22 protein-coding genes are annotated in these 18,171 nt (G+C 67.2%); 20 read left to right on the forward strand and 2 right to left on the reverse strand.

What is annotated here, in order from left to right; translation table 11 throughout:
* Positions 1 to 928: 928 nt before the first annotated feature.
* From ACMXN5_RS48975 to ACMXN5_RS49025, 11 genes are all read left to right on the forward strand, one after another.
* Positions 929 to 2,161, forward strand: coding sequence for a DUF4007 family protein (locus tag ACMXN5_RS48975; protein WP_439681489.1), 1,233 nt, complete (start codon positions 929 to 931; stop codon positions 2,159 to 2,161).
* A 206-nt stretch (positions 2,162 to 2,367) separates the two neighbouring features.
* Complete coding sequence (locus ACMXN5_RS48980; protein WP_439681490.1) at positions 2,368 to 2,562, forward strand: hypothetical protein; 195 nt, start codon at positions 2,368 to 2,370, stop codon at positions 2,560 to 2,562.
* A 77-nt stretch (positions 2,563 to 2,639) separates the two neighbouring features.
* A complete protein-coding gene (locus ACMXN5_RS48985; protein ID WP_439681491.1) occupies positions 2,640 to 3,128 on the forward strand; it encodes a hypothetical protein in 489 nt (162 codons plus the stop codon).
* Positions 3,129 to 3,506: 378 nt separating this feature from the next.
* Positions 3,507 to 4,073: a hypothetical protein gene (locus ACMXN5_RS48990; RefSeq protein WP_439681492.1), complete on the forward strand. Its 567-nt coding sequence runs from the start codon at positions 3,507 to 3,509 to the stop codon at positions 4,071 to 4,073.
* 86 nt (positions 4,074 to 4,159) lie between these two features.
* Complete coding sequence (locus ACMXN5_RS48995) at positions 4,160 to 4,708, forward strand: HAD domain-containing protein (RefSeq protein ID WP_439681493.1); 549 nt, start codon at positions 4,160 to 4,162, stop codon at positions 4,706 to 4,708.
* Between the two features lie 273 nt (positions 4,709 to 4,981).
* Positions 4,982 to 6,133, forward strand: a complete 1,152-nt coding sequence (locus ACMXN5_RS49000; RefSeq protein ID WP_439681494.1) for a hypothetical protein — start codon at positions 4,982 to 4,984, stop codon at positions 6,131 to 6,133.
* Between the two features lie 251 nt (positions 6,134 to 6,384).
* Positions 6,385 to 6,951, forward strand: coding sequence for a hypothetical protein (locus ACMXN5_RS49005; protein ID WP_439681495.1), 567 nt, complete (start codon positions 6,385 to 6,387; stop codon positions 6,949 to 6,951).
* Positions 6,952 to 7,299: 348 nt separating this feature from the next.
* A complete protein-coding gene (locus ACMXN5_RS49010; protein WP_439681496.1) occupies positions 7,300 to 7,674 on the forward strand; it encodes a hypothetical protein in 375 nt (124 codons plus the stop codon).
* Positions 7,675 to 8,201: 527 nt separating this feature from the next.
* A complete protein-coding gene (locus tag ACMXN5_RS49015) occupies positions 8,202 to 8,693 on the forward strand; it encodes a hypothetical protein (RefSeq protein ID WP_439681497.1) in 492 nt (163 codons plus the stop codon).
* Between the two features lie 457 nt (positions 8,694 to 9,150).
* Entirely contained in the window at positions 9,151 to 9,474 is a 324-nt protein-coding gene (locus ACMXN5_RS49020; RefSeq protein ID WP_439681498.1) for a hypothetical protein, read from the forward strand.
* Positions 9,464 to 9,811, forward strand: coding sequence for a hypothetical protein (locus ACMXN5_RS49025; protein WP_439681499.1), 348 nt, complete (start codon positions 9,464 to 9,466; stop codon positions 9,809 to 9,811). Before ACMXN5_RS49020 ends, ACMXN5_RS49025 begins: the two co-directional genes overlap by 11 nt.
* A gap of 143 nt (positions 9,812 to 9,954) precedes the next feature.
* Here ACMXN5_RS49025 and ACMXN5_RS49030 read toward each other — a convergent pair whose 3' ends face one another.
* Complete coding sequence (locus ACMXN5_RS49030; protein WP_439681501.1) at positions 9,955 to 10,863, reverse strand: hypothetical protein; 909 nt, start codon at positions 10,861 to 10,863, stop codon at positions 9,955 to 9,957.
* Positions 10,857 to 11,417 (reverse strand): hypothetical protein, encoded by a 561-nt coding sequence (locus ACMXN5_RS49035; RefSeq protein ID WP_439681502.1) that lies wholly within the window; start codon positions 11,415 to 11,417, stop codon positions 10,857 to 10,859. The genes ACMXN5_RS49030 and ACMXN5_RS49035 overlap by 7 nt, the downstream gene beginning before the upstream one ends.
* Before the next feature lie 339 nt (positions 11,418 to 11,756).
* Between ACMXN5_RS49035 and ACMXN5_RS49040 the strand changes: the two genes are divergently transcribed.
* From ACMXN5_RS49040 to ACMXN5_RS49080, 9 genes are all read left to right on the forward strand, one after another.
* A complete protein-coding gene (locus ACMXN5_RS49040) occupies positions 11,757 to 12,329 on the forward strand; it encodes an SAF domain-containing protein (RefSeq protein ID WP_439681503.1) in 573 nt (190 codons plus the stop codon).
* Positions 12,326 to 13,171, forward strand: coding sequence for a hypothetical protein (locus ACMXN5_RS49045; RefSeq protein ID WP_439681504.1), 846 nt, complete (start codon positions 12,326 to 12,328; stop codon positions 13,169 to 13,171). The genes ACMXN5_RS49040 and ACMXN5_RS49045 overlap by 4 nt, the downstream gene beginning before the upstream one ends.
* A 151-nt stretch (positions 13,172 to 13,322) precedes the next feature.
* Complete coding sequence (locus ACMXN5_RS49050) at positions 13,323 to 14,690, forward strand: CpaF family protein (protein WP_439681505.1); 1,368 nt, start codon at positions 13,323 to 13,325, stop codon at positions 14,688 to 14,690.
* 2 nt (positions 14,691 to 14,692) lie between these two features.
* Positions 14,693 to 15,601, forward strand: a complete 909-nt coding sequence (locus ACMXN5_RS49055; protein ID WP_439681506.1) for a type II secretion system F family protein — start codon at positions 14,693 to 14,695, stop codon at positions 15,599 to 15,601.
* Between the two features lie 17 nt (positions 15,602 to 15,618).
* On the forward strand, positions 15,619 to 16,488 hold the full coding sequence (locus ACMXN5_RS49060) for a type II secretion system F family protein (RefSeq protein ID WP_439681507.1): 870 nt from the start codon (positions 15,619 to 15,621) through the stop codon (positions 16,486 to 16,488).
* Positions 16,489 to 16,526: 38 nt separating this feature from the next.
* Positions 16,527 to 16,775, forward strand: a complete 249-nt coding sequence (locus tag ACMXN5_RS49065; protein WP_439681508.1) for a hypothetical protein — start codon at positions 16,527 to 16,529, stop codon at positions 16,773 to 16,775.
* A 20-nt stretch (positions 16,776 to 16,795) separates the two neighbouring features.
* On the forward strand, positions 16,796 to 17,182 hold the full coding sequence (locus ACMXN5_RS49070; protein ID WP_439681509.1) for a TadE family protein: 387 nt from the start codon (positions 16,796 to 16,798) through the stop codon (positions 17,180 to 17,182).
* 27 nt (positions 17,183 to 17,209) lie between these two features.
* Positions 17,210 to 17,692, forward strand: coding sequence for a TadE/TadG family type IV pilus assembly protein (locus ACMXN5_RS49075; protein WP_439681510.1), 483 nt, complete (start codon positions 17,210 to 17,212; stop codon positions 17,690 to 17,692).
* Positions 17,689 to 18,135 (forward strand): TadE/TadG family type IV pilus assembly protein, encoded by a 447-nt coding sequence (locus tag ACMXN5_RS49080; RefSeq protein WP_439681511.1) that lies wholly within the window; start codon positions 17,689 to 17,691, stop codon positions 18,133 to 18,135. Before ACMXN5_RS49075 ends, ACMXN5_RS49080 begins: the two co-directional genes overlap by 4 nt.
* Positions 18,136 to 18,171: the final 36 nt, after the last annotated feature.

Consider the following 18,171-nt stretch of genomic DNA (forward strand, 5'->3'; position numbering starts at 1 on the left):
GGTCTCGGCGTGGCCGTGCTCGGTTGCCGACGTCGTGCTGCGGGAACTGATGGCCTGGGCTACGGCCTCGCACCGACCCGCGTGGCCTCTCCGCCGGGCTGCCCCCTCCGGCCCCGCTGTGCGGCGCTCTTGGACGACCGAGACGCCACGGATTGACACCCGCGCATCGAAGAACCCAGAGATCTCCGAAGGAAAGGAACACCATGAAGGTGGGACGAGGCTTTGTGCAACAGCACTTGGACGCCGGGGTTCACCCGGCAACCGGCCGGCCTCTGCTGCGCCAGGAAGAAGGGGAAGGACCGCCTCCGACGTGCGGGAGCTGTCTGTTCTTGGTCGCCCGAGCTCTCAAGGACGGGAGCATTCGCCTGAAGTGCGGATTCAAGCGAACCCGTCGACGCGGCTTGGATCTGCGCCCGAACTATCCCGCCTGCGACGTCTTCGAACCCGGTGTCGCCTGCCGAGCGGAAGGCGGGATTCGGAACAGCTGGCGGTCCTTGGACAGCACCCCCGAGAGTGCCATCGCGCTCGGCTGGTTCACCGCGTCCACACCCGAGGGGAATCGGGTCCCCGTTCCCCCGCGCCCAGGAGTTGCCGACTTCGACGAGGCGTACGCCCCCGATGTCGAGCGCCTTCGAGCACAGTCGTGGTGGGACTCGAAGAACAAGTGCTGGACGGGACGACGGCGGATCGCGTGATTCGTACCGCGCACGCACGTAGCCCGGAGAGCGCCATGCTCGGGCTGCGTCCGCACCCTGCGGCCCGCCCGACGCCCGCGTCCGCGTTCCATAGAACGCACTAACGGCATGACATAAAGCTTACTTTTCACGTACCAACATTATTTGTCGGGGAGGCCCCGACAATTGGGCCCTCCCCAACCCGATCCCCGACGGGCATCGACCCGGGCCCACCCGCCACCTCGAGTCGAGACATGCATGTGCGGCCCCATTCGGGGCCATGCCTCGGGGCGAGGCTGCGTCACCGGCGGCGGATTCAACCCCGACGATGGGGTGCCGGTGCGGCCGCGACCAGGACGATCATTCGTGGCGCGGGCCCTCAGACGGGCGGCCCGCACGCACCGACGACCGCAGCCAAGCGAAATCCCTCCAGACCTTCACGAACCAGGAACGAAAGGCCTTTCACTGTGGTCGATGACTCGTCCCCCTTCGCGCACTGCCTGCGCGCATTCGGACGTCAGGGCAGTTACGTTCCCCGATACGGTTGGCTCTTGAAGGTCCACGAAACCCTCCTGGCCGATCCCCTCGCGTTCACGCGCGAAGACGCCCCGACCACGCTCGGCGTCGGCTCCAGCATGGTCCGGTCCATGAAGTTTTGGGCCCATGCATTCGGTCTGATCGAAGCATCCTCCAAACGCAAAGGCTCATACAGACCTACTTCGCGAGGTCGCTGGCTGTTGGATGTCGACGGCGCCGATCCCTATCTGGAGGATTTCGGCAGCCTGTGGCTCCTGCACTGGTGGTTGCTCACCGCACACCCGTGCCACGTGCCGAGCTGGCTCTACCTGTTCGGACACACGCCAACTACCCGAGTGGACTGGGAGCATTTCAGACGTTCAGTCCTGCGTGCGGCGACATCACGGCAAGCGGAAGCCCTGGACAGCGAGAAGCGCAAGTGGACGGCTCCGGGCGCCCAGGCGCTCGACAGGGATGTGTGGGCCATCGGAAACATGTACGTGAGCAGGGAGGACCCCGATTCCACCGGCCGCCGCGGATCCGGCCTGGAGGACATGTTGTCGAGTCAGTTCCGTACGCTCGGGCTTCTCGAACGCAACGGGAACGCGTCCGTGATGGTGAATCGCCTCGCAGGGCGTGCCGCGCCGGACGAAATTCTCGCCTACACCTGCCTCGATCACGCACGCCGCACCGGAAGCGAGGGCATGATCGCGTTGCCTCGTCTGGCCACGGATCGTCAGGGCCCCGGCCGGCTTCTGCTCGTCGACTCCAAACACCTGCACGAGGGCCTGCGACGTGTCGCGTACGCCAGGCCCGAGCTCGGGCTGACCGTCCTGGAATCCGTGGGACAGCCCTGCCTTGCATACCCCGACGGTGCCAGCGTGGCGGCAAAACGGATCCTGGACCGCCTGTACCCTCATGCTCGCCTCCGGCCCGTCATCGACACCGGGCGGATGGAGTGTGAGGTGTAGGCGCCGCAGCACAGCCCAGCAGATGGATTCGGTCGCCTCTGCTGTGCATCGCCCTACCTGGGCGAGGTTCGCACTCGGGCGTAACCACCACGAACGCGCGTCACAGCCTGGACCGGCGAGTCGGGTCGGGCACATCAAATTAACCCCCCTTTTAGGGAGGGTTTTTGATAGACTTGGACTTGCCGACGACAGGGGGAGAGACCGTCATGGGATCCAAGAAGGACATCAACAAGCTGCTCCGGGCCTTGAAGAAGCAAGACTTCAGGATCGAGCGGGCCTCCAATCACCACAAGGTGTACAAGGGCAAACAGCTCGTGGTGGTGCTGGCCGCGACGCCTTCCGATCACCGGGGCATACTGAATGCCCTTGCGATCCTCAAAAAGGCAGGCTTCGAACCGTGACATCCGCAGATCTCCCCGGACGCAAGGCACGCCCGGGGAGATCGCTCCCGCCTCAGCCACAGGAAGGAACACCCGCCATGCCCGAGTGGGCAGCACGCGTCGAAATCGAAGGCAGTCCTGCGGAATCCGCAGTTCTGGTGGTCAGCACCCGCCTTGCCGACAACTCCCCGGCGGTCGGGACTACCGACGCAGGCACCCTCGTCGCCCGGATCGCGCTCGAGGCCGCCGATCTGCGCAACGCCGTGGACGCAGCCCTGCAGCTCGTCACCGACGCGGCTCGGGCCGCGGGCCTCGGCGAGACCGTCGTCGCCGTCGAGGTCACGTCGTGGCAGGATTTCGAACGCGTCGAGGCACTGCGACCCCGCGTCCCCGAACTCTGGGGTGGCATCGAGGTGGCCGAGTGCCTGAAGGTGAGTCCCCGGCGTGTTCGTGAACTCGCGAGCGATCACCCGGACTTCCCCAAGAAGGTGGCGCATCCGCGCTGCGGAGCCCTCTACCTGGCTGCGGAAGTGCGCACTTTCGAGAAGGGATGGGATCGCAAGCCCGGCCGACCTCGCACCCGGTAGTCCCGCCCCCTCTCGGCGTATCGCCCCGGCCCTGCATCCTTGGGCCGGGGCGATTCACGTCACGCCCCGGAAAGGGCGACCGGACGGACCGAGCACTTCCGACGAGCAAGCCAGGGCGTGCCTCGGACACCGACCGCGTTCGATCCGGATGCAAGAACCCCGAGGAAGTCCGGGCGACGGCGCAGTAACGGAGGCCGCGCTCCGGTCACGCCAAAGGGCGTTCCCAGAAGGTGACGTATGTCCACGGGGACGAAGCAGCGAGCTTGTTGTATAAGGATTATTTTCGATGTAGCATAGAGTCGGAATGCACCGCAGGAAATCTCCGACATCCGCGAATGCCAAACCCGTTGCAGCGACGGCTACTTCCCGAGGTCCACCATGCTCGCCAACGACCCTTTCCTTCCCGCACTCCCGGACGAAGATCGTGAGCGGCACGAGATACGGCTTGCCTACGAGGCGATGGCAGGTGCCGAAGGACCCTTCTTCGTCACGTGGAGATCTCACGGAACTGCCGGGATCCTCGTCACGTTCGACGATCATCTGCGATGCCCGGCGTCCGGCCCGCGGCGCCAGGCTCACGACGCGACCCTGAAGGCTTGGGCGGAGCGACTGGAGCGTGCGGGTTTCACGAGCGTCTCGACCACAACGTGCGGCGCCGTGGGAATCGCCCCGCCCGAGTTCGAAGCGGTGTCCGTCACGGTCCGCCGTGAGAGCGGATTCGACTCGGATCGGATCGTGACGTTCGCCGGATACGCCGGTGCCTGTCGGTACCGACTCCTGAGCCTGCCGACCGTGGCGTTCTACGAAGCAAGCAGCCACTCGGGCCGAGCCGTTCACGTTCCGAGGAACGTGACCCGCGAAGCGGACGTCGTTCACGCGATCACGGACCACTACGGGTTCCCGGCCCCGCGACACATCGTCTTCGAGCGTCCAGACCCCACGTGACAACCTGCGCTGCGGACCGCGGGGACGAGCGCGTGGATCAAGTGGCTGCGCGACCGTCCAGGGATCGCGTGACGATTGGGAGAACCATGTCCAGCATTGCCTTTGACCCGTCCAAGCCGGACCTCATGCTCGACGTGGACGGCGTCCTGAACCCGTTCGTCGGCGAGACGTGTCCACCGGGGTACGTCGAGCATCTCCTGTGCCCCCGCAACTGGGCGGGGAGTCCCCTGACGGTGCGCCTGAACCCTGGGCACCGCGCGCTGCTGCTCGAACTCGCCAATGTCTTCAACCTGGTCTGGGCCACCTCATGGGAGGACGAGGCGAACCGTCTCATCGCGCCGCTTCTCGGCCTGCCGAGCCTGCGCGTCATCAAGTGGCACTGGGGTTTCAGTCAGCCACGGGTCAAGACGTTGAAGATCGCCCGGTGGGCCCAGGAAAACGGTGAGCGACCCTTCGCATGGGTGGACGACCAGATCGTCACGGCCGTGGACGAGCCCGACCTCGTGGCGGCCTATCCGTGGCCCGTGATCCTTCGTGCGATCGATCCCAGTGTCGGGCTGACCGACATAGACGCGCGAGATCTCTCGGCGGAGGCCGACCGGCTGGTCTTCAGCGGGCGCTGGCCCCGGTCGTGACGCGACGTAAGCCCGTCACCGTCACCACGCGCGCTCCGTAAGCGCCTCCCGGGTCGTCGTCGAAGAACGGCCCCATCGAGGATCACGACGCCCTGTCGGGTGACGACTCGCTGTCGGCCACCAGGAGAGCGCTCTCGGGTCCGCGACTCAGCGCGAAGCCTGCCGGGAGCAACCGCCACGCCCCCGGCGGTGGAACGGGCCCGTTGACGCTCCCCCGGGCGGCCTCGGAGTGCAGGCCGACGGAATACCTGCGGCTGGGCCTGGAGGTCCTCCTTGCAAAATCAGCGACATGCCCGCGGCTTTCGGACGCATGAGATCAACGAGATTTTCGTCAAGAACCTCGTCGACCAGGAGGGAGCCTTGCGTCGCGACCACCTCTGGGTGGCCCCGCAGCTCGACCAAATGTCCGCAGGTCTGCCGGTGAGGCCGTACGTTCCGCCGGCGGGCCTCGCCCTCGGGGACGCGGCCGACCTGGTCGACGTGGCCAGCCACGTCGGGATCTGGCGGATGTGGGCCCGACGCGGCCGGGTCACGTACGACCTCAACGAGCACATGGCGGGGGAGTTGTACCGGTCCCGAACCGACGCGCTGCCAGGGGACGTTCTGTCCCGGCTCCCTCACATCAACCCACTCGTCGTCCTGCCGGATCCCTGGCCGGCCTCGTACAAGGGCGTGGACGGGCTGGTGCGCGGCTTCTTCGTCTTCGGCTTCAATCAGGCTCCCGAACAGCAGACGTACACCGACGACGACATCGAGGGTCTCGGGCTGCTCTTCGTCGTTGACCTCCTGGACGACCAGACCGCAGAGGTGGGCTCCCAGGCCTACGTCCGAATGAACATTCCAACCGGACTCAAGCAGTTCACCGTCTCGCAGGCCGTGAACTACGCCGGCGCTCGCGCGGAAGCGCACTGGTCCCGCGCGCGGGACAAGCCGGCTGTGTATGCGATGTTCGAGGAAATACTGCGGCCCGCACTATCCATTTTGATCTATTTGTGCTGCGACAACAGAGACCTCGCCGACCCGCCCGTCGTCAAACCTGCCAAGAAAAAGCGCAGGCGGGTCCAGCGGAATCGCGATCCGTTCGTCGTCGAGGTCGGCTGGCGCATGGGCCCCGCCCTTCACGCCGCGCGCCGGGCGGCCGGGCGGGTGAGGCAGGGCGACGGCTTCCCCTCCGGCGTCAGACAGGCCCCACACCAGCGGTGCGGCCATTTCCGCCGGTTCCGAATCGGAAAGGGGCGTAAGGGAGAGAGGATCCGGTTCGTCATGCCGTACTGGGTTCGTCTCGACCTCCTCGCCGAAAACGAAGACCCCATTACCACCGTCGTCAGTGTCGACCCCCAACGCCACGACCCGTTGCGCAGGCGCGGCTTGGCATCCGCGCCCGTCGCGCCGGAACAGGATCATCGGTCCCAACTCCCGAGGTGAAAGAGCAATCGCAGGCGACGCTCCGACCCGAGACCCGGACGTCGCGGCCTTGCACAACTCTTCATCGGTTCACGGACGACCTGCGGCAGCCGGAACGAGAGCGCTATCCACGGAACCCCCCGCGCGTCAGCCGCGCACCGACCCATGCTAGAGCTATTGTATAAAGCTCAATATATACGTACGATGAGCATCGGAGCCAGAATCGCCCGATCGACGACCAATCCCGGCGTAACCCCTGGAAGGACTCCTCCATGACCTCGGTCGATGACACGTTGCGCAAGCTGATTGCCTCGTTTCCATGCCTCTTCGCGACCCGCATGGATGCTCTCCACCATGCCTTGGTCCGTACTGGGACCGGCTTCGAGTGGAGGCATGGGAAGGTTGTGAGCAGGCATCAGGACAACAGGACGTGTGTATCTCTTCATCGCGACGATTGGCAGACGACGCAGCGCATGAAGCACCTCGGGCTCGACACGCCCGATATCCCGGAGAACTGTCCGGCGGAGGAACTACGGGCCCGGGCGGGGGAACTGGCCCGGAGCGGGGGAGAGTTGTCTCCCGAGATCATCGCGAGCGAGAATCCCAACCCATCGGCGCTCTTCCTGAACGCGCCGATCGACGCTGCACCGGAATGGCTGTACGCGGCCCAAGAGGTCGCCGATGCCGTCCGACCACTCTGGACTTCCGCTCCGTGTTGGACGGGGAAGTGGGAACGCGCCCTGACTCAGGAGCAGTTGGCGTTCGTGGGAGCCCAGCACTCCGCCGGGCTCGAACGCTTCAGAACCGTGTTCGGTGCGCAGCCCTCCCGAGACCGGTGACCGCGACACTCCTAGACGAAGGTGTTCGGCCCGCACAATGTCGTGCCGTGCGCTGCCCACTCGAAGGACCCACGCGAGGGTCCCGGCCATCAAGTACGCGACGCGTGCGCAATGAGACGTCCCGGTGGCCAGCGGCGTCCTCATCAGGGAGATCCTCACCCCCGCAGTTCGCAGGCACTGCCAGGGCAAATTTCCGACGTCCGCGTTCGGGCCACTTCGTGGATGCGGGCCGGGTCGGCACCGCCCGCGCCAGCGCGCGTCGTGCCGCAGCGGCCACGGGCCACCCCGTCCACCACTCGCCATCCGACCGGTCGACGACTCCTGGCCGAGGCCCGAGAGGCAACCGCAATGACCACCAGGCCCCTGATCAAGACCACCCTGCCACGCGCCACCGCGCCGGATCGGTCCATCACGGTATACGTCCTGACGGGGTTCACCGTGACGGCGGACGGGCTCACGATCACCACCACAGAGCTCACGCCCAGGAAGGAGACGGAACTCCCCTTGTACACACCGCTGATCGCCACCGAGTGCATCACGACCGCGCGCGGGAGCTACCTCAACGTCGCGCTCTATCAGGCAGGTCGCACCCACCTCGGCGGTCTCCGGCTCATGCGCCTCGCCCTCGCTGAATGCCACAATCGGATCGAGACCGGTGTTTGGTCCTTCCTCGACCTCGCAGCCGCCTGCCTGGTCGGCAACGCACCGGTCCCACGCGCCTGACACCCTGCCCCGGGTGCGAGACCGGGGTCCGACCGCCCCGCGCGACCACGCGCGCCGACCACGCGTTGCTTGAAGTCGCGTCTTGCCTTCAGTCCCGCTCGCAGGAGGGCAGCAACCAGGGCGCCTCCTGATCTGCATGTCAACGGGTGCGCCGCCCCATGGGCATCGTCGTCCGGGTGATCCAAGTGCCTGCGATGCGCTCCCGCGCTGACGGCCAAGATCAGGACGTCACCCTTCTGGCGCCGGAGCCGTTGCACACAGGGATCTGCCGGACGTCGGCGCGGACCATCTCGGGCGTAAAGCGCCCGTCGCTTCGATCCGCTGCAACGTGCGTCGAGACTGCCGCACACGACACGTGGGTCTAGCCAACCACTCGTGACGGCAAGCACTACAACGCTGCGATCGTCGCACTACGCACGGGTGACGAGACGCCGCAGTCGAGTTCCCGACGCGCTGCCCAGCGTGTGCTGGCGACGTCGAAGCGTCGTAGGAATGCCGGCGATGCATGCGGTCAGGACTGCAACCTCATGCCCTGCGTTCTCCGCGCTATCAGCCGTGACCAGCTCGACATCGACGGTGTCCACGAGATGCTCGCCGCCTCCCTCGTCGGCGCTTCGATGGACACCGCAGCCCCATTCACCCTTACCCGTGACTGGTTGATCGCCGCGACGTGCGCCGGAAAGAGCGCCCACCAGCTGCTCGTGATGATCGCCGCCGCGAAGCAACTGCCGCTCCACCGGGTCTTCGCGGCCTGGACGTCGCGGAACCGGTCGGGCGATGTCGCGTCGGATCGCGCGGCGGGGACGATGCAGGCCATTCAGGAGGGCGACGCAGATGCCCTCCAGCAGAGATTTGCCGCGCGCGTAGCGAACGTCTCCGACGAATCCCCGGGCCGGAACCATGGCCCGGCCCGGGGCTCTTGCGTCCGGGACGCCCTGCACCGATGTACATGTTCGGCCGACGACGGGTGGCTGCGCAGCGACTGGGCGAGCCAACACCCGAAGGGCATCTCCGCGTAGACGTTTCCACCAACTCACCGTGGAGATTGGCGTCCCCGGTGCCTCTCGGTTGTTGGCCGAGCGCGGACCTGCGCTGGTGGCTGGCTCGAACTCGATTCTCCGGTGCTCCCGCTTGAGGCGATTGTTCGCCGGAGCCCCGCTGGCGCCTCTGGCAACATGAGCGCAGGCGAGCCCGCCCCCGTGGGACGGCCGAGTAGTGCTGGCGGAGCCTCGACGGCCCGGTGGTTGAAACCGCCGCGGCAACCCACCTCTCCGCCACGCGGTCACCCCGAGACCGGCGAACCCTCAGTGGATCCCGGGGGCCTGGTCCGGTGCGTCTGCGCCGCCACGGCGGCCACGAGGACACGTCGCCGTTTGGTCGGCCCGTAAATCTTGAGGGCTAACTGTCACACGGGCGCAGGAAACGACACCTCTATGGGATGACAGCTCGATCCCCCGGCGAAGGAGTCCTCCCGACATGACGACCCGCTCTCATCGAACGACCGCGGCACTGGGCGCGGTGGCGCTCGCGGCCACGTGTGTCGCGGGCATCGCGTTCGAGGACGCACGGCGATTGCCCAGTGTCATCGCGAGGATCCCGGTCGCCATGGGCCAGGAGCTGACCGACGATTGCGGTTTCGTGCTCATCGGTTTCCGGCGCCACCCGCACACTAGCCGCCTTGAGGACGACCGATGGTGCGCCGGGCCAGGGGCGTTTGCCGCCTCGACTCGTTTCGGCCTCGGCGCGATCGGTCACCCTACCGGTCTGCATGAGCGGGGAGTCGCTCTCGATGGACACTGAACCCAGGAATCGGGGCGGCGGGATATCCAACCGCAAGACGCTCGTCCGGGAAAGGCTCGGGCTCGTCGTTCGCTCGGGGGCGCGCGGACTTCTCTGGGCCGTGCTGATGATCAGTCTGTTTGGGACCGCGTGGACGATTCCGATTCCGTATCCCTGGAGGGGACTCGCCACTATTCCCTGCCTGATCGGGGCATCGTGGGCGGGCTTCGCAAGTCTCTTCCGGTTGTTCGTCGCCTTTGCTGCGGCGGCGGACGCCGTGCGGTGCGCGCTGCGTCCGGGAACCAGCCTCTCCGGCGCGTGCCCCGGGGTCGGCGGTCACCCCGAGGAGCACGCGTGACGGAGGTCTCGGCTCAAGGGCCCGTGACGGCTGATTCGAGCCGGGCTGTCGCAGGGCTCGTCCTGCCGTTCTGCAAGGCACTCGCTCGCCCCCGGGCAACGCCTGTGACGGACGGGCCCAAGGTCAGGGGCGATGTTCGGTGGTCACTGGTTGAGGACTTGCAGTTCTCCGACGCGGATGTCGCCGACGGTGGCGCTTCGTGTGAGATCGAATGTTCCGTTTCGACCGGTCGTCGACGTCCAGGACGCGGTCCAGTAGGTGGTGGCCGAGACCGAGTAGGAGCCACTCGAGGTGTTGGTGCTTACGCGCTGGTATGCGTACCCGCAGTCCGGCGAGGGGCTCGCGCCAGCAGCCTGTGTGTAGGGGGTTCCCGGTTGCTGGCATTCGCGGGATCCGCCGTCGCCCATGTTCCAGACGATCTTTTCGACGCGGGCCGTGAGCGTAACCGACAACCCGCCGTCGGACTCGACTTGGGTGGCAGGTCCCCAGGTCTTGGGGCCCTTATCGGTCCAGAGCCAGATCGGAACGGAGACGAGCGTTTCCCGGCCGGGGCCGGGAGTCAGATGGAGCACGGGGGGCAGCAGTTCGAGCTTGGCGAGGGCTCGGCGCGCGAGTTCCTCCGCGGACGGGCCGGGCGCGCCGGGTCGCCACACAAGAGTGACTCCATCCCCCCTCCCGGGACACCACTCGCCGACGACGGAGCCCTCGCCAGGGGCGTGCCCCGCCCATGCCGGGTCTCCGGCCGGGGGCGGCGGGTTCACCGCGCTGTAGTAGCAGGACGTTGCCTGGTCGAACTCACCCTTCTCCGACGTGCAGGGGAGGAGGACGCCTTCGAACGAGCAGACAGGGTCTCCGCTGCTACCACGGTCTCCCCCGTTGTTGCCTTTGCTGCCGCCCGATCCGTTGTCGGGGTCGACGACGACGTCGTCTACGCAGACGATGTTCCCTTGACAGTCACGCCTGCCGGCGGAGGCGGGCGACGTCCACACGAGGCTGACGACGACTGCGGCGAGGGTGGCCGCGGCGAACCCTGTTTTGCCCCTGCTCAGCATGAGCGGTCCCGGTCCTCGACGAGGTCGGACATGAGCCACTGCCCGTCTTGTTGTACGAGTGTCACGGTTTGGGGATACCGCGGCGTGGGGCTGGTGGCCTTGGTTTCGCCGGTCTTGGTGTCGATGGCCTTTGCTTTGGACGCGTCGATGCAATCGGTGACCGTGGCAACGGGAGGGGTGGCGCTGAGGTCGACGGCGCTGATCTTCGGGTCGTGCGTGACTTCTCCCTCGAGGCGCACTCCTTGTTGCTCGTATTTCAATCCGACCGAGGTCCAGAGGCCTTTGGCGCGGCCGGTCAGGGTGGTGGTGACGTTCTCGTCGCCGATACGGCCGTTCCGTTGGACCTGTTCGAACAGTCCCTGTCCCCGCGTGTATACGACCAAGGCGTCGGCGCGCGCCTTCTCCTCCGGTGACGTGGTCGTCGCAGGCGGCGGCGCCGGAGCGGTGGGCGGTGCGGTAGTCGGCGCGGACGTCTTCTTGTCGGAGGAGTCGTCAGAGCAGGCGGCGAGGGAGGCCGCAACCACCAGGGTGATTAGTCCATTTCTGATGCGCATATGCTTTTTCTCCCTTTATTGTCGCCAAGATCGCGAGGCGTGCTGCGTAATTTTTCTATTATTTGCCCCTTTCGTTGGCTTTGACAACGATTCAATACCCGATGAATGCGGCCTGCTGGCTTGAACTGTACGATGCGAAATCCAACCAGAGCGTAATCGAGCCGATATAGCCTCTACCACAAAAAGGGGCAAGGGGGCAGGGATTTGAAGTTGGGAACGAAGAACTCACCAGGATCCCGCGAGGGCGTGGAAGCCAAAACGGTCCTTTCCGGGAACTCCGAGGCGTTGAGCCCGCCGAAAGGGCTCGGGACGCGGCGGCGGCGTCCTGCGCTGATCGTGGTGTCGGTTCTCCTGGTCGTCGTATGTGCGTTGGGCGGCGCGGCCGTCATCGCCCGCGGCGACGAGTCCAAGGCGGTGTTGGCGCTGAACAAGTCCGTCGCCCAAGGCGAGATCGTCGACGCGGACGACCTGCGCGAGGTGCAGTGGAAGCCGACCGACAGCATCAGCACGGTGTCGGCTGCGGATCGGTCCAAGATCGTGGGCAAGCACGCCTCCACCGATTTGCGGGCCAACACCCTGCTCACCCTCGACCAGGTTACCGAGACCGTCGCTCTCCAACCGGGACAGGTCACCGTCGGCGTCGCGCTCACCCCGGAGCAGATGCCGCTTCGAGCCCTCGTTCCCGGTCAACGCATCCAACTGGTCTCCACCCCTGCGAAAGGTGGTGACATTCCCTTGGGTGCACCGCCCCAGATCGAGGCGACGGTGGTGCAGGTGGGTACGCGGGACGAGCGGTCCGGGCGGTCCGTGGTCGAGGTCGCCGTGTCCCCGGTGGACGGACCCGTCCTCGCGGCCCGAGCCTTCACCGAACGCATCAACGTGGTAGCCCGTCAGATGGGACCCAACCGATGACCGTGGTCGCCGTCCTGGGCAACAAGGGGGCGCCGGGCGCAACGACGACGGCTCTGGCGCTGACCCTGGCCTGGCCACTGCAACCAGGCCATCGCGTCGTGATGGTCGAGGCCGACCCGTCCGGAGGCTCGTTCCTCGCCGGGGCACTCGGCGGCCGTATCGCCGCCGAGTGGGGCCTGCACCAACTGGGACTCGCCCACCGGCAGGGGAAGTTGGGGGACTTCTTCTTCCGGCAGCTCATGGACCTGTCCGACAACGAGCGGTTGGTGCTGCCTGGTCTGGCGTCCCCCGACCAGGCACCTTCCCTGACTCACACCTGGGACCCCCTGGCCTCGTTGCTCGCCTCCCTCGAACACGCGGCGATACCTCACGACGTCGTCGTCGATTTGGGACGGGACGGGGCACTCGGGGGATCGGGTGTGCTCGCCCGGCGCGCAGACGTGGTCCTGTGTGTGGTGCGTTCGACGCTGCGGTCGCTCAACGACGCCAAGCCGCGAATCGCGGCGTTGCGCCGGGTGCTGGACGAGCGAGGCACCGGCGGCGACGCGGTGGGGCTGGTGGTGATCACCGAGGGGGGTCAGTACTCCCCCCGCGAGATCTCCCGAGAGTTGTCCGCACCGGTCGTCGCCGTCATGCCGCACGACCCGGAACGGGCTCGGGTCCTCAGCGACGGCGTCGGCGAGGCGAACAAGAGGTTCATGGGCTCACGGTGGATGGCGGCGGCCAGGACCGGCGCGGACGCGACGCTGGAACTGGCCGCCACGCGCCGCCGACGGCTGTCCGCACCCCGCAGGACGGAAACACCCTTGTCGACACAGGAGGGGATCGCAGGTGGTGTTTGAGAGCGTTCGACCGATCCATCCCGTGCCCGCTCCGGAGGATCACGGTTCCAATCCGTGGATGCAGGCGCCCCGCGCCACAGTAACCCCGTTGCCCGTGTCCGGTCGCCGGCTCCTTGACGCCACGGCTGCGGCACCCACTGCTGCCGGCGTCATGCCCCAGGTCACCCTGGACCTGGCCGCAGTTCGGGCTCTGCGCAAGAAGGCCGCAGACAGGTTGATGGAGCGCGATCGCGAGCAACCGGGACTCGCCGAGGCGGATCGGGAACAGCGCGGTCGCGCGGTCGTGGCCGAGATCGTCGCCGAGTGGGCCGACGTCACCGCACGTGAGCGCGGTGTGGCGACCAGCGAACTAGAGGATCAAGCACACGTGGCGGCCGTGTGGAACTGGATCTTTCGCGCCGGGCCGCTGGAACCGTACCTGGCTGACCCCGATGTCGAGAACATCCTCATCAACGGCTACGAGAACGTGTGGGTGGACTATGCGTCCAAACCGCGCGCGAAGGTCGCACCGCTGACCGGCAGCGACGAGGAACTCCGTGAACTGTTGCGCGACTTGGCGCGGCGCCATGGCACGGGTGAGCGGACCCTGTCGACGGCCAGCCCGACCCTGGCCTTGCGGCTGCCGGACGGTTCGCGTCTGCAGGCGGTCGCCGAGGTGACGCCGCAGACGTACGTGACGATCCGTCGGCATCGCGTACGCGACGTGCGCTTGGACGACCTCGTGCAACTGGGCACGCTGGATCCGGTGCTCTCGGAGTTTCTGGGCGCGCTGGTGCGGGCGAAGAAGAACATCATCATTTGCGGCACCCAGGGCGTGGGCAAGACCTCGCTGCTGCGGGCGCTGTCGCACGAGATTCCCTCCGACGAGCGCGTGGGCACGTTCGAGACGGAACTCGAATTGTTCCTCCACGAGTTGGGGCATCTCGAGCAGGTCGTGCCGTACGAGGCTCGCGAAGGCAACGGTGAGAGGAGCGCCGACGGGCGCAGCGCCGGCGAGATCACCATCGGTGACCTGATTCCGTCAGCGTTGCGGATGACGCTGTCGCGGATGATCGTCGGGGAGGTTCGCTCGAGTGAGATCGTTCCGATGCTGCGGGTGATGACCAACGGCGAGGGCGGCTCGATGTGCACGTTGCACGTGCGGGAGCCGCGGATGATCTGGGACCGCATCGCCGAGTTGTGCATGGAGTACGGCAGTTCGATGACGGTGGATCTGTCGTACCGTCTCGCGGCCAACGCGATCAACTATGTCATCTTCGTACGGCTGGTCGACGAGACGCGGCATGGCGGGAGGCGTCACCGGTTCGTAACGCAGGTCTTGGAGATGGCGGGCCTGGGTGAACACGGGCGGCCGACGGTGAACACAGTGTTCGGGCCGACGAAGGAGGACCCGCGGGCCCAACCGCGAACGCTGCCGAGCGACATCGAGGACCTGGAGTCGTTCGGGTTCGACACGCAGTCGTTCAATCGCGGGGCCCAGTGGGGACCGTTGGAATTGCTGCGCAGGGTGGTGAGTTAGGGATGGCCGCATCGGATGTGGTGGTGGCGGGCGCCTGCGCGGGTGGCATCGCGCTGGGGTTGATCGGTGTCGTGGTCGGCATTCGTGGCCGGGTTCCGGCGCATCGACCTGGGCGCGTTCGTCGGGTGCGGCCCCCGGTCGGCGAGGGTGTGCGGCGTGCGCGGCGGGTGCGGCGGACGGTCGCCGGTGCCGTGGGCGTTCTTGGGTGGTGGCTCAGCGGCTGGTTCCTGGCGCTGCCCTTGGTGGTGCTCGTGGTTTTGGGGTGGCCGTGGTTGATGGCTCCCACCCGCAGCGACGTCCGGGGTATCGACCGGTTGGACGCGCTGGCCGAGTGGACACGGCGGATCGCGGACCTGGTCGAGTTGGGTGCCGGGTTGGAGAACGCGATGATCACGAGCCGTGCCACGTGCCCGGCCGCGATCGACGCGGAGGTCGGTGATCTCGTGGCCCGTTTGCAGGCGCGTTGGCAACCGGACGACGCGTTGAGAAAGTTCGCCGACGAGTTCGGTGATGCGACTGCTGACAAGATCGCGGCGGCGCTGATCCTGCGTGCCCGCGACCGCGGTCCCGGGCTGGCGACGGCGTTGAAGGACTTCGCCCAGACGGTGCGCGAGGAGGTGCGTCAGCGCCGCGGGATCGAGGCGGACCGGGCGTCGGCGCGCGCCGCAGTGCGTTGGATCACCTACATCATTCTGGCGATGGTCGCGCTGATGGGGTTGAACAGGGACTACAGCGCTCCGTATGGCACCGTGTTGGGCGAGATCGTCCTTGCGGTGCTGTCGGCGGGGTTCATCGGCGTCCTGCTGTGGATGCGGACCATCACGTCGTACAAGTCGACGCCCAGGTTCCTGGAGCCGGACAAGCGCAGTGCGGTCAAGTCGTCGAAGCCGGACGTGGAGGTGCCGGCGTGATATCGACGTGGATTCTGTTGCCCGGGGCCGGGGTCGGTTTTGGGTTGGCAATGCTCGCGCGCGAGGTGTGGCCGGCCCCACCCGATCTGCACACCGCGTTGAAACGGTTGCAGGCGCGCGAGCGGGCCACGTCCATTCCCACCGAACGCCCCGGGCGCACGAGCGTGGACGAGCGGATCGTAGGGGCGGTCCGGGAGATCCGCGCGGTCAGGATTCCGGAGCGCGACCTCGCCTTGACCGGCCAGACGCCCACGGAGTACCTGCGCACGAAGATCACCATGGCCTTCCTGGGGTTCTTCATGCCGTTGATCGCCACCGCCGGTGCCGCGGTCCTGGGTATCTCGCTGCCGTTCTCGTTGCCGTTGCTGGCGAGCGTTCTGCTCGCGGTCGCGCTGTGGTTGGCCCCCAATCATGAGCTGCGGCAACGCGCGGCGAACGCCCGGGTCGAGTTTCGGCACGCGGCCGCCGCCTACCTGGACCTGGTCGCCCTCGAACGCGCCGGGGATGCGGGTCCTTCAGAGGCCCTCGAGAGGGCCGCGGAGGTCGGTAACGGCTGGGCGTTCGACCGCATCCAGGACACGTTGGAGCGGGCCCGCAACCGCGGCGTCGCACCGTGGGCCGGTTTGAAGGATCTCTCCGAGGACCTGGGCCTGCCCGAGCTCGCGGATGTCGCCGACATTATCGAACTCGCGGGCACCGAGGGCGCCGCCGTGTACGGAACGTTGCGCGCGCGTGCGGGGTCACTGCGCTCCGAACTTCTGGAGACGCAGAAGGACAAGGCCAATACGGACAGCGAAAGGTTGGTCGTGCCCGGCACGATTCTCGTGCTGCTCATGGTCTTGTTCCTCGCGGCGCCGGCGATGTTCCGGATCGTCACTACGAATTGACGCAGGCCCGTCCTCACCTCAACCGAAAGGCAATAAGCATGTCGAAGAAGAAGGCGCTGCGCCGGGTGGCGGCCACCGCCCCGGAGCTGGCGTTGGCACGATCGCTAACGGGCACGATACGGAAGCGTTATCGCGAGGCTCGGTCACGTGACGGCGACGACGCGGGACTGACGAGCCTGGAATACGCGTTGCTGGCGGCCGCGATCCTGGTCGTGGTCGTGCTTTTGGCCGCGGCGGTGACAGCGCTGTTGAACAAGAAGATCGACATCATCAAGGGCATCACCTGAGCCGGTCCCGGCCGAGTCCGGTGCGCGGCGACCGCGGCTCGGTCTCACTGGAGTTGGCGATCCTCATTCCGCTGGTCTTGGTTTTGACATTGACGATCGTTCAAGGCGCGTTGTGGTGGTACGCCCGGGAAGCGGCACTCGCCGCAGCCCGCGAGGGTGTGGAAAACGGTCGGCTCTACCAGGGCGGAGGCCCCGGATCCGGAGCGGACCGCGCGGCCGAGACCGCCCGCAATCTCGGCGGGGACCTGCTGCGCGACGTCCACGTCGACACCACGGGCACCACGCCAGAACGGATTCGGGTCCAAGTCAGCGGTTGGAGCCTGTCGATCCTGCCCGGTGTGCGCGGAGTCCAGATCACGCAACACGCGGAGGCACCCGTGGAACGGGTCACCCAACCGGGCGACTGACACGACATCTGGGGAGGAGGGTTGCGCATGACCGGCGTACGCTCGCTGTTGCGCGAGGATCGCGGGGCGGTGGCACTGGAGACGGCGATCCTCGTACCCGTTCTCGCCATCGTGATCGGCCTGTTGGTCGCCGCGGGGCGGATCACTGTGGCGGGCAGTTCCGTCGACGCCGCCGCGAAGGCGGCCGCCCGGGAGGCGTCGATCGCACGCAACCCGTACGACGCGGTCTCCCGTGCAGAGGCGGCCGCTAGGCGCACCCTGTCCCAGCACGGCATGTCCTGCGCGGCCGTCTCGGTGCGCGTGGACACCACCGCGTTCGCTCCACCCACCGGCCCCGCCCGCGTGCGGGCGACGGTCCGCTGCACGGTGAACCTGTCCGACGCTGCGGTGCCGGGCATGCCAGGCACCAAGACCATGGAGTCGACTGTCGTTTCCCCCGTCGACCGTTACCGAGACCGGAGCCTGGGGCCCGCGTCGGAATCGACGCCGACCACGGGAGAACAACTGTGAGCACACCCACTCGTGGTGCGCGAGCCCTGCGAATCCTCCGCGACGACCGCGGCGCCGTCAGCCTTTTCGTCGCCGGCATCGCCGTCTCGCTGTTCATGCTGGTCGGCCTGGTCGTCGATGGCGGCGGCCAACTACGGGCCGCGCAACGCGCGGACACTCTCGCCGCGGAGGCCGCCCGCAGTGCCGGGCAGTCGATCGACATCGCCCGGGTCGTCGCGGACGGCAGCACCGTCGTGTCCCCGCAGGCGGCCCAGGCCGCCGTCTCCGACTACCTGGCCGCAGCCGGCGCCACCGGAAGCGCCCGGGTCTCCCCGGACGGCCGCACCATCACCGTCTCGGTCACCGTCCCGTACAAGCCCGTGTTCAGCGGCGTGATCGGCGTCTCGACCACGGTATCGGGGACCGCCACCGCCACCCTCGTACGCCCAGGAGGCCACCCGTGAGAGCCGTTCGCGCCCTGGGGCGCACCACCCGGGCGC

The organism is Embleya australiensis (assembly GCF_051903075.1).
GTDB lineage: Bacteria > Actinomycetota > Actinomycetes > Streptomycetales > Streptomycetaceae > Embleya.

Bases quoted from the DNA above. Each gene is read 5' to 3' on its own strand.
- ACMXN5_RS49015 (WP_439681497.1), top strand. From the start codon at position 8,202: ATGCCCTGCGTTCTCCGCGCTATCAGCCGTGACCAGCTCGACATCGAC.
- ACMXN5_RS48990 (WP_439681492.1), top strand. From the start codon at position 3,507: ATGCTCGCCAACGACCCTTTCCTTCCCGCACTCCCGGACGAAGATCGT.
- ACMXN5_RS49005 (WP_439681495.1), top strand. From the start codon at position 6,385: ATGACCTCGGTCGATGACACGTTGCGCAAGCTGATTGCCTCGTTTCCA.
- ACMXN5_RS49055 (WP_439681506.1), top strand. From the start codon at position 14,693: ATGGCCGCATCGGATGTGGTGGTGGCGGGCGCCTGCGCGGGTGGCATC.
- ACMXN5_RS49045 (WP_439681504.1), top strand. From the start codon at position 12,326: ATGACCGTGGTCGCCGTCCTGGGCAACAAGGGGGCGCCGGGCGCAACG.
- ACMXN5_RS48995 (WP_439681493.1), top strand. From the start codon at position 4,160: ATGTCCAGCATTGCCTTTGACCCGTCCAAGCCGGACCTCATGCTCGAC.
- ACMXN5_RS49050 (WP_439681505.1), top strand. From the start codon at position 13,323: ATGCCCCAGGTCACCCTGGACCTGGCCGCAGTTCGGGCTCTGCGCAAG.
- ACMXN5_RS49035 (WP_439681502.1), bottom strand. From the start codon at position 11,417: ATGCGCATCAGAAATGGACTAATCACCCTGGTGGTTGCGGCCTCCCTC.
- ACMXN5_RS49065 (WP_439681508.1), top strand. From the start codon at position 16,527: ATGTCGAAGAAGAAGGCGCTGCGCCGGGTGGCGGCCACCGCCCCGGAG.
- ACMXN5_RS49025 (WP_439681499.1), top strand. From the start codon at position 9,464: ATGGACACTGAACCCAGGAATCGGGGCGGCGGGATATCCAACCGCAAG.
- ACMXN5_RS49010 (WP_439681496.1), top strand. From the start codon at position 7,300: ATGACCACCAGGCCCCTGATCAAGACCACCCTGCCACGCGCCACCGCG.
- ACMXN5_RS48980 (WP_439681490.1), top strand. From the start codon at position 2,368: ATGGGATCCAAGAAGGACATCAACAAGCTGCTCCGGGCCTTGAAGAAG.
- ACMXN5_RS49020 (WP_439681498.1), top strand. From the start codon at position 9,151: ATGACGACCCGCTCTCATCGAACGACCGCGGCACTGGGCGCGGTGGCG.
- ACMXN5_RS49075 (WP_439681510.1), top strand. From the start codon at position 17,210: ATGACCGGCGTACGCTCGCTGTTGCGCGAGGATCGCGGGGCGGTGGCA.
- ACMXN5_RS48975 (WP_439681489.1), top strand. From the start codon at position 929: ATGCATGTGCGGCCCCATTCGGGGCCATGCCTCGGGGCGAGGCTGCGT.
- ACMXN5_RS48985 (WP_439681491.1), top strand. From the start codon at position 2,640: ATGCCCGAGTGGGCAGCACGCGTCGAAATCGAAGGCAGTCCTGCGGAA.
- ACMXN5_RS49030 (WP_439681501.1), bottom strand. From the start codon at position 10,863: ATGCTGAGCAGGGGCAAAACAGGGTTCGCCGCGGCCACCCTCGCCGCA.